A 15553-nucleotide genomic window follows, 5' to 3' on the forward strand; every position below is an offset into this window, starting at 1 on the left:
CCGGCGTCTTTCAGGCGGGACTGCAGGTCGGTCATGTCGGTGATCACGCCGCAGCTCGCCAGGGCGGTGCAGAGCAGGAGGAGCAGCGCCAGACGTTTCATGGGACGCGAGGGTAGGTCCCGGAGCATGCTGGCGGGGTGAAGCCGCTGATCGTGATCGACGTGGACGGACCGCTGAACCCGTGGGCGGCCAAACCGAAGCCGGACAACTTCCGGCCGTTCGACATCAAGGTGGGCTGGTGGCGCAAGCTCCGCATCTGGCTCGACCCCGAGCACGGCGGCCAGTTGAGACAGCTGGCCGAGGAGACCGGTGCCGAACTCGCGTGGGCCACGAGCTGGATGCATCGGGCGAACACCGAGATCGGACCGCGCCTCGGCCTGCCGGAACTCAAGGTGATCGAGTACCACGACGAGCACGGCTGGAAGTACCCCGGCGTCGCCCGCTACGCCTACGAGCGGCCCCTCGTCTGGTTCGACGACGACTTCGGGCTGCATCCCGAGCGGAACCGGGAGTTCGTCCACAAGCGACGGCATCTGACCACCGCGCTCATCGACGTCGATCCGGCTACGGGGATCTCGGCGCAACATTTGAGTGAAGCGCGGAAAGCATTCAGTAGCAACCCATAAGACGCCTAGAATTCACGCTTGGAGTCGAGAAGGTCTCAACCGGCGCGGCTGGCTTGACAACGAAAGCAGTCCGCGCGAATCCTCCGCCTGTGCTGAAGCGAGGGAACGTCACCACGAAACTGATTGGCGTCGGTGCGTTGGTGCTGGCGGTGGCTGCATGTGGCGCCCCGCCCGCCAAGGAGACGCCGGCCGGTGCCGCCAACACCGCCAAGTCGGCGAGCGAGCTCGGCGGGATGGACAAGCTGGTCGAGGCCGCCAAGAAGGAGGGCAAGCTCAACGTCATCGCGCTGCCGCCGGACTGGGCGAACTACGGCGAGATCATCAAGGCGTTCGAGGCGAAGTACGGCATCAAGGTCGACTCCGCACAGCCGGACGCGTCCAGCCAGGAGGAGATCAACGCCGCCAAACAGCTCAAGGGCAACGACCGCGCGCCGGACGTGTTCGACCTCGGGCTGAACGTGGCGCTGGCCAACAAGGACCTGTTCGCGCCCTACAAGGTCAGCACCTGGGACGACATCGCCGCGGAGCTCAAGGACGCGGACGGTGCCTACTACGGTGACTACGGCGGCTTCATGTCGATCGGTTACGACGCCGGCAAGGTGCCGGCGCCGACGAGCGTGAAGGACCTGCTCAAGCCCGAGTACAAGGGCAAGGTCGCGCTCAACGGCGACCCGACGCAGGCCGGTGCCGCGTTCTCCGGTGTCGTGATGGCGGCGCTGGGCAACGGTGGTTCCGCCGACGACATCGCGCCCGGTGTCGAGTTCTTCAAGCAGCTCAAGCAGGCCGGCAACTTCCAGCCGGTCGACCCGTCGCCCGCGACGATCGAGTCCGGCCAGACGCCGGTCGTCATCGACTGGGACTACACCAACGCCGCCCAGACCGACAAGCTCAAGGGCAAGATGGACTGGAAGGTCGTCGTCCCGGCCGAGGCCCAGATCGGCGGCTACTACAACCAGGCCATCAGCAAGGACGCGCCGCACCCCGCGGCCGCCCGCCTGTGGCAGGAGTTCCTCTACTCCGACGAGGGCCAGAACCTGTACCTGAAGGGCATGTCCCGCCCGGTTCGCCTGGACAAGATGGGTGACAAGGCGGACAAGGCGGCGAAGGACAAGCTGCCCAAGACCGACGGCAAGCAGGTGTTCCAGACGCAGGCCCAGGCCGACAAGGCCAAGGCCGTTCTCACCGCGACCTGGGCGCAGGCCATCGGATGACCTCCGTCGCTCCCGTAGCGGCGGCGAAGCCCGGCGGTCCCACTCGCAAGAGTAGGGCCGCCGGTCGGCCATCTGTGGCCGCTTGGCTCGTCGCGGTGCCGTTTCTGGCGTTCGTCGGCATCTTCCTCGTCTACCCCACGGTGCTCGTGCTGTTCGGTGCCTTCCAGGACAGCAACGGCGCGTTCACGCTCGACAACCTCACGAGCCTGTTCACGGGTGTCGTCTTCGACGCCTTCGTGCGCAGCATCGAACTGTCCGCGCTCACCGCGGTCATCGGCGCGATCTTCGGCGCGCTGCTCACGTGGGCGATCGCGGTCGGCAGGCCCGAGGGGATGCTGCGCCGGATCGTCGTCGCGGGTAGCGGTGTGCTCGCCCAGTTCGGCGGCGTGCCGCTGGCGTTCGCGTTCCTCGCGACGGTCGGCTTCGAGGGCCTGGTCACGAAGTTCCTGCGCGACAACGTTGGCATCGACCTGTTCGCCGGCAGCGCGTGGCTGTTCGAGCTGCCCGGCCTGACGCTCGTCTACACGTTCTTCCAGATCCCGCTGATGGTCATCGTGTTCCTGCCCGCGCTGGACGGCCTGCGTCCGCAGTGGCGGGAGGCGAACGCGAGCCTCGGCGGCACGAGCTGGACGTACTGGCGCCACGTCGGCGGCCCGATCCTGCTGCCGCCGTTCCTCGGCGCGCTGCTCCTGCTGTTCGCCAACGCCTTCAGCGCCTACGCCACGGCCGCCGCGCTCGTCTCGCAGGGCAGCCCGATCGTGCCGCTGCAGATCCGCGGCTTCCTCACCGGTGAGGTCGTGCTCGGCCAGGAGAACCTGGGCAAGGCGCTCGGCCTCGGCATGGTGATCGTGGTCAGCATCGCGATGGGCGTGAACGTGCTGCTGCAGAGAAGGGTCGCCAAGTGGGTTCGCTAGTGAAACAGCGCGTCCTGCGCACGGTCATCCTGCTGGTCCTCGGCGTCTACTTCATCCTGCCGCTGATCGCGATGGCGGAGTTCTCGACGCGGGGCAAGGGCGGCAGCCGCAGCCTCGAGTCGTGGACGTCCATCGTCGACGACGAAGGCCTGATGGAGGCGCTCGTCAACTCGTTGCTGTTGTCCGTTACGAGCGCCGTGCTGATGCTGGTGCTGCTCGTGCCGACGATGGCGTGGATCCGGCTCAGGCTGCCCCAGCTGCAACGGCTCGTGGAGTTCCTCTGCTTGCTGCCGCTGGCGATCCCCGCGATCGTGCTGGTGGTCGGCATGGCACCGCTCTACGCGTGGGTGAACTACTTCCTCGGCGACTCACCGCTGACGTTGACGTTCGCCTACACGATCCTGGTGCTGCCGTTCGCCTATCGTGCGATCGACGCCGGACTTGCCGCGATCGACCTGAAGACGCTCGCGGAAGCCGCACGCAGCCTTGGTGCGTCGTGGTTCACGGTGCTGTGGAAGGTCGTCGTGCCGAACATCCGTGTCGCGCTCATCGGTGCGTCGCTGCTGTCGGTGGCCTTGGTGCTCGGCGAGTTCACCATCGCGTCGCTGCTCAACTTCGACACGCTGCAGGTGCAGGTCAACCTGCTCGGCAAGCGCAACGCGGGTGTGTCGATCGCGGTGTCGTTGCTGAGCCTGCTCTTCGCGTTCGTCCTTCTGTTCGCACTCTCTTATGTCGGCCAGCGGCGCCGTCAGACCGTTGCCGAAGAAGATACTTTGCAGGGGAGTAAATAAGACGATGAGCCACCTGCAACTCAAGGGACTGCGCAAGTCCTTCGGCGGCAACGTCGCGCTGGACGGTCTTGATCTGGAACTGGCCGAGGGCGAACTGGTGTCGTTGCTCGGACCGTCCGGTTGCGGCAAGACGACGGCGCTGCGCATCGTCGCGGGCTTCGAGACCTCGGACTCGGGCACGGTCACGGTGGGCGGCAAGGACATCACCCGCGTGCCCGCGAACAAGCGGGACATGGGCATGGTCTTCCAGGCCTACAGCCTCTTCCCGAACATGACCGCGGCGCAGAACGTCGCGTTCGGACTCAGGATGCGCAAGAACAGCGACCCGAAGCGCACGTCGGAGCTGCTCGAACTGGTCGGCCTCGGGCACCTCGGTGGCCGGTACCCGCACCAGATGTCGGGTGGTCAGCAGCAGCGCATCGCTCTCGCGCGTGCGTTGGCGATCCAGCCGCGCGTGCTGCTGCTGGACGAGCCGTTGTCCGCGTTGGACGCGAAGGTCCGTGTGTCGCTGCGTGACGAGATCCGTCGCATTCAGACGGAGCTCGGCATGACGACGCTGTTCGTCACGCACGACCAGGAGGAGGCGCTCGCCGTTTCCGACCGTGTGGGCGTGATGTCACACGGGCGGTTGGAGCAGCTGGACACGCCTTCTGTCGTGTACCGGGAACCGAAGACCGCGTTCGTCGCGCAGTTCGTCGGCGTCACGAACTCGGTGGAGTGCAAGGCGGAGGGGCAGACCGTCGTGATCAACGGCGTGTCCGTGCCCGCGACGCACGACCAACCGTCCGGAAGCGACGTTCGCGTCATCGTGCGGCCCGAGGACATCGGTGTCTCGACGCACGACGGAACTCAGGGCAAGATCGTCGGGGACGTGCTGACTCAGTCGTTCCTGGGGCCCGTCACGCGGATTTCTGTCAGGGTGGGCGAGCAGATCCTGCGGGTCGACCAGCCGTCCAACCAGGCGGCCGCTTTCCAGCCCGGCACGCAGGTCGCACTCGACCTCAGCGAATCAAGGATCATGGTGGTACCGGGATGATCAGAAAGCTCCTCGCGCGCGACACGGCGGAGACCCATCGGGTCGCGACGCCGCTGGAGCTGTTGTTCGACCTGAGCTTCGTGGTGGCGGTCGCCCAGGCCGCCGCCTCGTTGCACCACGCGGTGTCGGAGAACCACGCCGGGGCCGGCCTGCTGGCGTTCTGCATGGCGTTCTTCGCGCTGTGGCTGCCGTGGCTCAACTTCACGTGGTTCGCCAGCGCGTTCGACAACGACGACACGCTGTACCGGATCATCACGATGTTCCAGATCGCCGGCGTGCTCGTCATCGCGTCGGGCATCCCGGCCGTCTTCGAGCGGCAGGACTACCGCATCGTCGTCGGCGGTTACGTCGTCATCCGGCTCGCGATGGTCGCGCACTGGCTGCGGGCGTCGCGGGACAACCCGTCGCACCGCAACTGCACGCGCCGCTACGCCGGCGGCATCGCCGGCATGCAGGTGCTCTGGGTGCTGTGGGTGCTCGTCGCGCCGCCGAGCCTGCAGTTCCCGCTGTGGGTGCTCTTCATGATCGGCGAACTGCTGGTGCCGGTGTGGGCGGAACGGGCGGAGGCGACCACCTGGCACCCGCACCACATCGCGGAACGGCACGGTCTCTTCACGTTGATCGTGCTCGGCGAGTCCATCCTGTCGGCCACGATGGCGTTCCAGAAGGGCTTCGACAGCGGCGTCAACCTGATCTCGCTGGCGGCCGCGAGCCTGATCATCGTGTTCTCGGTGTGGTGGATCTACTTCGAGGCGCCGTCCCACCTGCACAACCTCAAGAAGGCGTTCCTCTGGGGTTACGCACACCTGTTCATCCTCGGGTCGATCGCCGCGCTGGGCGCCGGCCTCGCCGCGTCCGTGGACTACGACCTGCACCTCGCGCACGCGCCGGGCACGACGGTCGCCGCGTTCACGACGGTGCCGCTCGCGATCTTCTTCCTGTGCGTCTGGTACGTGCAGGACTGTCCCGGCCAGGCGGGGCCGCGCAAGTACCTGCTGCCGCTGGGTTCCGTCGCCGTGCTCGCTGCGACGTTCGGACCAGCGCCGATTCACGTCACGGCGGGTATCGCCGCGGTTGTCGTGGTCCTCACACGGCTGGTGCGATGATCAGTGCATGACCGGTGTTCGTGAACTCCGCCTAGTCGTCACCGCTGCCGACTACGACGAGGCCCTGCGTTTCTACCGAGATGTGCTCGGCCTTGAGCAACGGGCCGCGTTCGCGTCCGACGGCGGGCGGGTCACGATCCTGGAGGCCGGGCGGGCCACGCTGGAGATCACCGACCCGCCGCACGCGGAGTTCATCGACGACGTCGAGGTGGGCAAGCGCGTCGCCGGGCACATCAGGGTCGCGTTCGAAGTGGACGACTCCGCCGCGGTGACCCGATCGCTGGAAGCCGCGGGTGCCGAGGTGATCGCGGAACCCACGCGCACGCCGTGGAACTCCTTGAACGCCAGGCTCGCCGCGCCCGCCGGGCTGCAGCTGACCCTGTTCCAGGAGCTGGGCGAGTGACGATCTCCGCCGCCGGCTACCGCGATCTCGCGAACCGGGACGTGCTCGCGTGCGCCGTGGTCACGGTCGCCGCGAAGTTACCGATGTCGATGACGCCGCTGATGATGGTGTTCCTGACCAGGGGACTGCCCGGCGGTTACGTGCTGGCGGCGTCGCTGGTCGCGGTCTACGTGCTCGGTGAGGTCCTCGGTGCCGCGCTGCTGGGCCTGTTCCTCGACCCGTCGCGGATGCGCGGCCAGCTGTCGGTCGGCCTGCTCGTGGGTGCCGCGGCATTTACGACGCTGGCGCTGACCACGAACGTGACGGTGCTGGTGATCGCGGCGTTGATCGCGGGCGCCGGGCCGTCGACGACACCGGGCGGGCTGCGCGCGATGCTGCTCGGGCTGGTGCCGGACTCGTTGGTGCCCAAGGCGATGGGCTTCGACGCCATGATCACGCAGGTGGTGTGGGCGGTGGCGCCAGCGCTGGTCACCGTGCTGGCGTTGAGCGTCGACCGCCGTGCGCCCGTCGTGGTGTCCGTGTCGTTGATCGTCGTCGCGGCCTGGCTGGTGTTCATCCTGCCGCGCGGGCACGTGACTTCGCGTTCCGGCACGGCGAAGGTGCGCGTGGTGGCGTCGGCGTGGCCGATCTACCTGGTGAGCGCGGCGGCGCTGGCGCAGCTGGCGGTCGCTGAGCTGGTGCTGCCGGCGTTGCTGGAACACCGGGGGATCGCGATCGGCTGGATCGGGCCGTTGCTCATGGGGTTCGCCGCGTGCAGCGCGCTGGGTGCGGTGCTGTACGGGCTGCGGCCCTGGCCCGGATCGTTCCGGGTGCAGGGACTGGTGCTGCTGGTGATCACCGCTACCTGCGTCGGCGCGGTGGGGTTGTTCCCGAACCTGCCGGGCATCGCGGGCGCGTTGCTGGCGGCCGGGTTGTTCCAGTCCGGCGTGCTCGTGACGCGGAGTCTTGCTTTGCGCGAACGGCTTCCGGTCGGCGCGCACGCGGCCGGGTTCTCGATGATGTACGCGGTGACCGGCGCGGGTTACGGGCTCACGGCCGTCGTCGTCGCGTGGGCGATGGACGCCGGCTCGCCGATCTGGGCGGTTTTCGGTGGTGTGGCGGTGACCCTGGTCCTGACAGCGATCAGCGCGGCTGCCGAACGTCGGCAGCCGCGCTGATTTCAAGGCTTCTGACTACCCGCGGTAGAAGTTGCCCTGGGACTGCACGTTCAGCTCGTCCGTGCGGAAGAACTTCGCCGCGAACGTGCGCGGGTCGCGCATGTCGATCACGTCGAAGCCGCGGCCCATCTCCGAGGAGTAGATGTAGCCGTTGTACCAGTAGGTCGACCACGTGCCGCCGCCGCCACCGTTCGGCATCGGGCCGCGCTCGAAGAAGCCGATCTCACGCGGCTTGCTCGAGTTCGTGAAGTCCCACACCGAGACGCCGCCCTGGTACCAGGACTGCACCATGATGTCCTTGCCGGGCACCGGGATCAGCGAGCCGTTGTGGGCGACGCAGTTCTCCGTGTCCGCCTGCATGCGCGGGATCTTGTAGTAGGACTTGAAGACCAGCTTGCGGTTGTTGCCCTTGCCCACGATGTCGTAGATGCCGTTGGCACCGCGGTTCGGGCCGATCTTCTCGTTGCACGTCGCGGCGCCACCGCCACCGAGCTCGTCGGTGAAGACGACCTTGGTGCCGCTGTTGTTGAACGTCGCGGAGTGCCAGAACGCGAAGTGCGCGTCGTCCTGCACCCGGTTGATCTCGACCAGGTTCTCCCGGTCGGAGATGTCCCAGAGGACGCCGTCACCCATGCACGCGCCGGCCGCGAGGTCGAGCTGCGGGTAGACGGTGATGTCGTGGCAACCGGAGGTCGCCGTGACGTAGCCGTCCTCGATCGTGCCGGGCTTGCCCTGGTTGGCGCCGTCCGGGAAGAGCACCGGCGCCTTGAGCAGCGAGGCCGCCGCCGGGTTCTTCACCGGGACCTTGACGATCGAGATCTTGTCGTGCGGCGGCTGGCAGTCCGGGAACGTGGCGTTGGGCGAGTAGGACGAGACGTAGAGGTACACGTCCTTCTTGTTCTTGCCCGGCACCAGCGTGTGGGTGTGCGAACCGCAGTCGGTCTCGACGGCGGCGACGTACTTCGGGGCTGCCTTGTCGCTGATGTCGAAGACCTTGATGCCCTCCCACGACTCCTTGATCGTGGCGGGCTGCGCGACGCTGTTGCAGGAGTTGTCGCTGCGTGACGAGTCGGTCGACAGGAACAGCAGGTTCCCGTACACCGAGACGTCGTTCTGCGAGCCGGGACAGAGCACCTGGCTCTTGATGGTCGGCTTCTTCGGGTTGCGGATGTCGTAGATGACGAAGCCGTTGTAGTTGCCGACGAACGCGTAGTTGTCCTGGAACGCGATGTCGGTCTGTGTGGCGTCGAGCGGAGCCTGCTTGTCCAGGTGGGCGACCGGGACCATGTTGCGGCTACGGCTGATCTCGTCGACGCCAGGAATGCCGTTGACCGCTTCCGCCTGGGCCTCGAGCTGAGCCTCGCTCAGCCCCTTGCCGTCGGCGGGAAGGTCAGGCTCGGCGGACGCGGGCGCCGTCAACGTTGACAGCGTCAGTGCGAGCGCCCCCAGAACCGCGAAAGGCGCTCTGCGCCGCCGGGCCGTTTCGCGTGAAGTCACTGCTGTACCCCCTCAGTACGGGTTGGTGAGGGGGAGTATGACCCTTTCGCCTTGCTAAGGGCCAGCGTCTTTCGGAGGGTTCTGCACTCTTTGTCCACAGACGAAGAGCTGGACAATTCGGTCGACCGCCGGTGCGCGAAGCGACGGCTCGGTGAACTGTATTGTCCGAAGCATGCGTTCTGGGGTTCTGGTCTTCGCGGCGGCATTCGCCCTGTTGGCGGGCTGTACATCGGCACCTGATGCAGCGCCGGTCATCGCGCCGGACACGCCTGGAGGTTCGGCGCCGACGTTGGCGCCATCGGACGCGACCCGTGCGGTTCCGCCGCCGCCCAACGACGCCGACCGCCAGTACGTGGACATGATGATCGCGCACCACGAGCAGGCGCTCGCGATGACGCGGTTCGCCCCCGAGCGGGCGGAGAACGCGACGGTGAAGGGGCTGGCCGACCGCATCCGGTACAGCCAGGAGCCCGAGATCGGCGCCATGAAGCAGTGGCAGCGCACGTTCAACATCGTCGGCGGGCACACCGACCACAGCACCATGCCCGGCATGGCGACGCAGGATCAGTTGAACGCGCTGGGGGCCGCCCGCGGCAAGGACTTCGACCGGATGTTCCTGGAGCTGATGATCAAGCACCACGAGGGTGCGATCAAGATGGCGACGGACGTGCGCGGGGCCGGCACCAACGTCCAGGTCGAGGAGATGGCGGACGACGTGGTCGCCACGCAGTCCGACGAGATCAACCGGATGAAGGCCCTGCTTCCCACTTTGTGAGAGAGCAGGGCCGCGCTCTCACGCCTCGGTGCGCTGCTGGGGCAGCACCATGTCCTCGGCGTGCTGGAAGGTCTCGACGGCGTTGCCCGTGACGTGCCGGGCGATGCCGCGGTTGCGCTTGTGCGCCTCGCGGAACGAGTCGGAGGCGACCCAGGCGAGGAAGTGCTCCTCTGACTCGAACTCGTTGACCGACACGTACGGCTGGTCGTCCTTCGTCGGCTTGAGCAGCGTGCTGCGCAGCAGGCCGGGGACGCCGGGCAGGAACGTGCGCATGTTGTCGCGAAAGTGGTCCTCGAACTCCGCTGCCCGCTCGGCAGGGACGAACAGGCGGTTCGTCGCGATGAACATGTGGGTCCTCCCCGATTCCGACGCTCTGTCGGGAACTATTCCAACACACCGTCGGGAAAGCAAGCGCGATACGATCCCGGGGTGCCGAGGATCAGTGCCGACACCGTTGCGGAGCACCGCGCCAACCGGTTGCGCGCCCTGCTGGACGCGGGGCGGGACATCGTGGCGACCGAGGGAGCGGAGGCGCTGACGCTCGCGTCGCTCGCCAGACGCGTGGGGTTGTCCCGGCCGAGCCTCTACGAGTACTTCCGGTCGCGCGAGGAACTGGTCGCGGCGATCGTGTCCGACGCGCTGCCGGAGTGGGCGGACAAGCTGGAGGACGCGGTCAACAGCGCCGGGTCCGTGCCGGAGAAGATCGAGGCGTACCTGCGCACCGAGCTGGCGATCATCACCGACGGCAGCCACGGGGCGGTGGTCGCGTTGTCCGCGCACACGCTGCCGGACGCCTCGCGCGAGCAGATCCGGGCCGAGCACGAACGGTTGTTGGCGCCGTTGGTCGGTGTCTTCAAAACGGCCGGGGTGCAGCGTGCGCCGATGCGGGCGATGCTCGTGCACGCGATGGTCGAGGCGACGTCCCGGATGATCACGCCGGGCCGCAACGAGCACAACGAGGCGGTCATCCAGACGCTCCTCGACCAGGTCGTGCACGGGCTGGACCAGCCCATCAGCTGAACGGCACCACCTCGCCGTGGCGGACGAGTTCGCCGTAGTACTCGGATTTCACCGGGTTCAGGGCGAGGTCCAGCAACGCTTGGGCGGCTTGCGCCGGGGTGGGCGCGGTGCTGACGTCCCACCACAGTGCGGATGTCGGGGTGTTGATCATTCCTGGGCAGACGGCGGCGATCAGGATGCCTCGTTGTTCGTCGCTTTGCCGGCGTTGCCGGGCGAGCGCCCGGACGGCGGCGACCTGGCCGACCTTGGACGGGATGTTCACGAACGCGGGCCACGCCCCGACGCTGCCTTCTTTCGTGCCGTCGCGCCAGTTCGCGATCTGCTCGTCGATCTCGTCCAAAGAGGACGGTTCGGTGAACCGCCTGTGCAGCACCGGTGCCAGGTGGTGCAGGGTGCCCAGTGAGCTGGCCACGACGAGCAACCTGCCGTTGTCGTTGAGGATCGGCGCGAAGGCTTTGAGCAGCCTCGTGGTGCCGAAGTTGTTGACCTCGGTGTAGGTGTCGATGATCTCGCGCGGGTTGTCGTCGGGGCCGATGCGCATCACCGCGTTGCCGAAGATGATGTCGATGCCGCCGTGCCGTGCTTCGATCTGCCGGGCGACTTCGGCCGCGGCGTGGGGATCCGCGACGTCGAGGAGCTCGCCGCGGACCTCGGCCCCGCCTTGGACGGTCTGGACGGCGGTGCTGATCCGGTCCCGGTCGCGGCCGGTGAGGTAGACGGTGAGGCGTTGCGCGAGCCCTTCGGCCAGGGCGAGGCCGAGGCCCTGGGTGGCGCCGGTGACCAGTGCGATCGTCATGGTCGGGCGCCGAACTCTGTTGTGATCATGTCTTCGACGCTAGGCTCGGACTGGTCATGCGGGTAGCGAAAGTATGTCAACTGGGATATGCGTAGACGTCATGGCTCTGACCGATGCGTCACTGGTCGCCCTGCGGGTGTTCCGCGAGGTGGCTGAGCGCGGCACGCTGACCGCGGCCGCGTCCGCCCTGGGCTACACGCAGTCGGCGGTGTCACGGCAGATCGCCTCGCTGGAACGCGCGGCCGGCGCGGTGTTGCTGGAGCGGCGGTTCGACGGCGTGCGGCTCACACCGGCCGGGCGGCTCGTGCTGCGGCGCGCTGCCGCCGTGGTGGACGAGGTCGACGCGGGTGCGCGGGAGCTCGCGGGTCTGCCGGAGGACGTGAGCACGGTCCGGCTCGGGTGGTTCGCGACGGCCGGCGCGTGGCTGGTGCCTCAGGCGCTGTTGACGTTGGGGCGCACCCATCCGTCCATCACGGTTGTCACGCGTGAGGGCAGCACACCGGCGTTGGTGCGCGCGTTGCGTGCGGGCACGTTGGACGTTGCGTTGATCGCGTCGTCACCGCCGTATCGTGCGCCCGACGACGAGACGCCCGCGCTGGAGGTCGACGTTCTGGTCGAACGCAGCTTGCGAGTCGCGTTTCCGGCGGCACACCCGTTGGCGCGCAACGACTTCGTCGACGTCGCCGATCTGCGGGGGCAGAGGTGGATCGCCGGGCCCGGTGACCAGTTGGTGATGGGCGTGTGGCCTGGGTTGGACGAACGGCCCGTGGTCGCGCACGCCGCGCGTGACTGGCTGGCCAAGCTGCAGCTGGTGGCGGCGGGGTTCGGGATCACGACGGTTCCCGCCGCGTTCGTGACCGTGGTGCCTGCCGGTGTGCGGATCCTGCCGGTGCGGGGCGGGCCCGCCGAGCAGCGCCGGGTTCTGCTCGCACGGTTGCCCGGACCGGTGCCGGAACCCGTCGCGCGGCTGACCGGCGCGTTGCGGGCCGCCCTTCTGGAGACTGAGTAGCGGCATCAACCGATCGGTTGATGCCGGGGTCGCCGGCTGTTCGATGATCTTTGCTCGGCGCTGCCCGATCGTTGGTGGCATGGCAATCATCGAAGTGCGCGACCTCGGCAAGAGGTACGGACCGAAGATCGCGGTGGACTCGGTGTCCTTCGAGGTCGCCGAGGGGGAGATCTTCGGCATTCTGGGGCCGAACGGGGCCGGCAAGACGACGACCGTCGAGTGCGTGGCGGGGCTGCGGAAGGCGGACCGGGGGAGCGTGTCCGTGCTGGGGCGGGCGCCCGCTGACGTGCGGTCGGCGATCGGGGTGCAGCTGCAGTCGTCGGAGCTGCCCGAACGGATTCGGGTCGGCGAGGCGTTGTCGCTGTTCTCGTCGTTCTACCCGGAGCCTGCGGACTGGTCCGCGAGGCTGGGGCTGTCGGCGCACCTGAAGGCGGAGTTCGGGCAGCTGTCCGGCGGGTTGAAGCAGCGGCTGTCGATCGCGCTGGCGTTGATCGGGTCGCCGCGGGTGGCGATTCTCGACGAGCTCACGACCGGGCTGGATCCGCAGGCGCGGCGGGACACGTGGTCGGTCGTCGAGGAGGTGCGCTCGGCCGGCGTGACGATCGTGCTGGTCACGCACTTCATGGAGGAGGCCGAACGGCTCTGCGACCGGGTGGCGGTGTTCCGCGACGGGCGGATCGCGGCGCTGGACACGCCTTCCGGGCTGGTGTCGCGGGTGGACGGTTCGGTCCGGGTCCGGTTCGTGCCGTCCGCTGGTCTGGATCTGGCTTTGCTGCAGGCGTTGCCGGAGGTCACCGAGGTGTCGTCGGTGGGGGAACAGGTCGTGGTCAGCGGGTCGGAGAACCTGCTGCACGCCGTGACTTCCTTGTTGGCGCGCAAGCAGATCGTGGCGCGGCAACTGCGCGTGGACCAGGTGTCGCTGGACGACGCCTACGTCGAGCTGACCGGGGGTAGTGATGTTGCGAATCATTGAGGTCGAGGCTCGGCTGTTCGTTCGCGATCGGCTGAATTCCGTGTTCGCTCTGCTGTTCCCGACCCTGTTGCTGCTCGGCCTGGGGGCGATTCCGGCGTTGCGGACACCTGATCCGAAGTTCGGCGGTCTTCGGTTCATCGACAGCTACCTGTCGTCGATCGTCGTGTTCACGTTGGTGTTCATCGGGTTGCAGCGGTTGCCGGCGGTCGTGGCGACGTATCGGGAGAAGGGCGTGCTCCGCCGGCTGTCCACGACGCCCACACATCCAGCGCGGTTGCTGCTGGGACAGGTGGTGGTCAACTTCTGCGCGGCGATCTTGTCGGTGCTGCTCACTATCCTGGTGGGGTACGTCGTGTTCGGCGTCGACCTGCCTCACCATCCACTCGGCCTGGCGTGTGCCGTGGTGCTGGGGAGCGCGGGGACGTTCGCGCTGGGCCTGGTGATCGCCGCACTGGCCCCGAACGCGCGGACGGCGGGTGGCTGGGCGACGGTGGTGTTCATGCTGCTGATGTTCTTCGGCGGCGTGTACCTGCCGCGGTTCATGCTGCCCTCGGTGGTTCAGACGATCGGCTCGTATCTGCCTCCCGGTGTGGAGGCGCTGCAACAGGCGTGGCTCGGCAGCGCGCCGGATTGGAGGCATCTCGCGATCATGGGGCTGGTGAGCCTCGTGGCGGGTACCGTCGCGGCCAGAACGTTCCGCTGGGAGTAGCTCGTGGACATGGCCGCGTTGGACAGGTGGGAGCGCAGGCTCGCCGCCGTCGCCAACCTGATCCCGTACTTCGTGCTGACCGTGACCACGGTGCTGTACACGATCTTCACCGTGGACTCGGCCTCGGAGCGCTGGTTCACCTACGGCGTGGTGGCGTTCGGCTACGTGTGGATGCTGTGGTGGTTCACGCTGCATCCCGCGTGGCGCGATCGCCTGGAGCTCATGGCCGTGTTCGTCGGTGGCATGGTCGTGCTCTATGCGGTGCTGGGCTTGCGTGAGCAGATGTTCGGCGCGGTGTCGTACGCGGTCTACGTCTATGCGAGCGAATTGTTGCGTGGGCGCTGGATGTTCTTCGTGGTGGCACTGACCGCTGTGCTGGCAACCCTGTCGTTGTTCGGCGGCTACCCACCGGCGGGCGAGGAAGCGGCCTTCTGGTTGCTGTTGCTGGTGTTCGTGGTGCTGGCGTGCACCTTCACGTTCGTCGGCCACGTGACAACCGAACAGTCCCGCCTGCGCAAGGAACTGCTGGAGGAGAACGAGGGCCTGCACGCCCAGCTGCTGGTGCAGGCCCACGAAGCAGGCGTGCAGGACGAGCGCCACCGCCTGGCCGGCGAGATCCACGACACGCTGGCCCAAGGCCTGACGGGCATCATCACGCAACTGTCGGCGGCCACCCCCGCCGACTGGGAACGCCGCGTGTCGGTGTCCGCAGACCTGGCGCGCGCGAACCTGGCAGAGGCCCGCCGCTCGGTGCACGCCCTCCGCCCGCCCGCCCTGGACTCCGCGGCCCTGCCCGAAGCGCTCGACGAGGTGGCCTCGGGCTGGTCCACGGTCTACGGCGTGCCGGTGTCGGTCACACTGACCGGTTCTCGACGCGTGATGCACCCCGAGGTAGAGGTCGCCCTGCTGCGCACGGCCCAGGAAGCCCTGGCCAACGTGGCCAAGCACGCCTCGGCGTCGCGCGTGGGCCTGACCCTGTCGTACATGGCGGACGTGGTCACCCTCGACGTGCGCGACGACGGCGTGGGCTTCGACCTCACGACGCCGTCGTCGGGGTTCGGGCTGCCCGCGATGCGGCATCGGGTGCACCGGCTGTCCGGGGCGTTGTTCGTGGAGTCGGAGCCGGGTGGGGGGACGGCGATCTCGGCGCGGGTGCCGGCGTGAGTGGTGCGGCGGATGGCGGCGGGCGTGCGGTGTGGGTCCTGAGGCCGGGCGGGGCGGTGCTGCCGGTGTCTGGCGTGGGTGAAGTCGGGCGGGAGTGGTGCGGTGGGCGGCTGGCAGCGCCCGTGTGGGTGCTGGGTGCTGGCGTGAGGAGCGCGGCGGATGGCGGCGGGCGCGGTGATGGGTCTTGAGGCCGGGTGTGGGTAGTGCTGCGGGCGCCGGTGCCTGGTGTGGGTGAGCCACTGGGCGCCGAGTGGTGCGGTGGGCAGCCGGCAGCGCCCGTGCAGGTGCTGGGGGCACGTGTGAAGTGATGTGGTGGGCTGCGGCGGGCGTCCGGCGGGGGTGTCGGGGCAGGCGGAGTCGTTGGGG

The 15553-nt window shown here is 68.1% G+C and carries 17 protein-coding genes; 14 read left to right on the forward strand and 3 right to left on the reverse strand.

From position 1 onward, the window contains the following. The first annotated feature begins 137 nt into the window (after positions 1–137). The 8 genes from B0F77_RS40565 to B0F77_RS40600 all read left to right on the forward strand — a co-directional run bounded on the left by B0F77_RS40565 (position 138) and on the right by B0F77_RS40600 (position 7244). Complete coding sequence (locus tag B0F77_RS40565; RefSeq protein ID WP_086668379.1) at positions 138–626, forward strand: HAD domain-containing protein; 489 nt, start codon at positions 138–140, stop codon at positions 624–626. A gap of 89 nt (positions 627–715) precedes the next feature. After that, a complete protein-coding gene (locus B0F77_RS40570) occupies positions 716–1837 on the forward strand; it encodes an ABC transporter substrate-binding protein (protein ID WP_245849308.1) in 1122 nt (373 codons plus the stop codon). A gap of 74 nt (positions 1838–1911) precedes the next feature. Next, on the forward strand, positions 1912–2751 hold the full coding sequence (locus B0F77_RS40575; protein WP_211294282.1) for an ABC transporter permease: 840 nt from the start codon (positions 1912–1914) through the stop codon (positions 2749–2751). Next, positions 2751–3542 carry an ABC transporter permease gene (locus B0F77_RS40580; RefSeq protein WP_245849310.1) on the forward strand — a complete coding sequence of 264 codons (792 nt, stop codon included), beginning with the start codon at positions 2751–2753 and terminating at the stop codon, positions 3540–3542. The genes B0F77_RS40575 and B0F77_RS40580 overlap by 1 nt, the downstream gene beginning before the upstream one ends. Positions 3543–3546: 4 nt before the next feature. After that, a complete protein-coding gene (locus B0F77_RS40585; protein WP_086668381.1) occupies positions 3547–4578 on the forward strand; it encodes an ABC transporter ATP-binding protein in 1032 nt (343 codons plus the stop codon). Next, entirely contained in the window at positions 4575–5684 is a 1110-nt protein-coding gene (locus B0F77_RS40590; protein ID WP_086668382.1) for a low temperature requirement protein A, read from the forward strand. Before B0F77_RS40585 ends, B0F77_RS40590 begins: the two co-directional genes overlap by 4 nt. A gap of 7 nt (positions 5685–5691) precedes the next feature. Continuing rightward, entirely contained in the window at positions 5692–6087 is a 396-nt protein-coding gene (locus B0F77_RS40595) for a VOC family protein (RefSeq protein WP_086668383.1), read from the forward strand. Beyond that, on the forward strand, positions 6084–7244 hold the full coding sequence (locus tag B0F77_RS40600; RefSeq protein WP_211294283.1) for an MFS transporter: 1161 nt from the start codon (positions 6084–6086) through the stop codon (positions 7242–7244). The genes B0F77_RS40595 and B0F77_RS40600 overlap by 4 nt, the downstream gene beginning before the upstream one ends. A 15-nt stretch (positions 7245–7259) precedes the next feature. Here B0F77_RS40600 and B0F77_RS40605 read toward each other — a convergent pair whose 3' ends face one another. Beyond that, positions 7260–8663: an LVIVD repeat-containing protein gene (locus B0F77_RS40605; protein WP_425435796.1), complete on the reverse strand. Its 1404-nt coding sequence runs from the start codon at positions 8661–8663 to the stop codon at positions 7260–7262. Positions 8664–8913: 250 nt separating this feature from the next. Between B0F77_RS40605 and B0F77_RS40610 the strand changes: the two genes are divergently transcribed. Next, entirely contained in the window at positions 8914–9516 is a 603-nt protein-coding gene (locus B0F77_RS40610) for a DUF305 domain-containing protein (RefSeq protein WP_086668384.1), read from the forward strand. An 18-nt stretch (positions 9517–9534) separates the two neighbouring features. On the opposite strand, the gene B0F77_RS40615 is transcribed toward B0F77_RS40610, so the two are convergent. Then, on the reverse strand, positions 9535–9864 hold the full coding sequence (locus tag B0F77_RS40615; RefSeq protein ID WP_086668385.1) for an antibiotic biosynthesis monooxygenase family protein: 330 nt from the start codon (positions 9862–9864) through the stop codon (positions 9535–9537). 81 nt (positions 9865–9945) lie between these two features. Here B0F77_RS40615 and B0F77_RS40620 point away from each other — a divergent pair, with 81 nt between their 5' ends. Next, the gene (locus B0F77_RS40620; RefSeq protein WP_086668386.1) at positions 9946–10536 is read left to right on the forward strand and encodes a TetR/AcrR family transcriptional regulator; all 591 of its coding nucleotides are present in this window, start codon (positions 9946–9948) and stop codon (positions 10534–10536) included. Here the strand turns inward: B0F77_RS40620 and B0F77_RS40625 are convergent. After that, on the reverse strand, positions 10529–11332 hold the full coding sequence (locus B0F77_RS40625; protein WP_086668387.1) for an SDR family NAD(P)-dependent oxidoreductase: 804 nt from the start codon (positions 11330–11332) through the stop codon (positions 10529–10531). The two genes, B0F77_RS40620 and B0F77_RS40625, sit on opposite strands and share 8 nt — an antisense overlap. A 100-nt stretch (positions 11333–11432) precedes the next feature. Between B0F77_RS40625 and B0F77_RS40630 the strand changes: the two genes are divergently transcribed. From B0F77_RS40630 to B0F77_RS40645, 4 genes are all read left to right on the forward strand, one after another. Beyond that, positions 11433–12341 carry a LysR family transcriptional regulator gene (locus B0F77_RS40630; RefSeq protein WP_086668388.1) on the forward strand — a complete coding sequence of 303 codons (909 nt, stop codon included), beginning with the start codon at positions 11433–11435 and terminating at the stop codon, positions 12339–12341. A gap of 79 nt (positions 12342–12420) precedes the next feature. Continuing rightward, on the forward strand, positions 12421–13314 hold the full coding sequence (locus tag B0F77_RS40635) for an ABC transporter ATP-binding protein (protein WP_086668389.1): 894 nt from the start codon (positions 12421–12423) through the stop codon (positions 13312–13314). Next, positions 13298–14023, forward strand: a complete 726-nt coding sequence (locus tag B0F77_RS40640) for an ABC transporter permease (protein ID WP_086668390.1) — start codon at positions 13298–13300, stop codon at positions 14021–14023. Before B0F77_RS40635 ends, B0F77_RS40640 begins: the two co-directional genes overlap by 17 nt. A gap of 9 nt (positions 14024–14032) precedes the next feature. Next, positions 14033–15187, forward strand: a complete 1155-nt coding sequence (locus tag B0F77_RS40645; protein ID WP_086668391.1) for a sensor histidine kinase — start codon at positions 14033–14035, stop codon at positions 15185–15187. The last annotated feature ends 366 nt before the right edge of the window (positions 15188–15553 follow it).

Source organism: Lentzea kentuckyensis (genome assembly GCF_002150765.1).
GTDB classification, from domain to species: Bacteria; Actinomycetota; Actinomycetes; order Mycobacteriales; family Pseudonocardiaceae; genus Lentzea; species Lentzea kentuckyensis.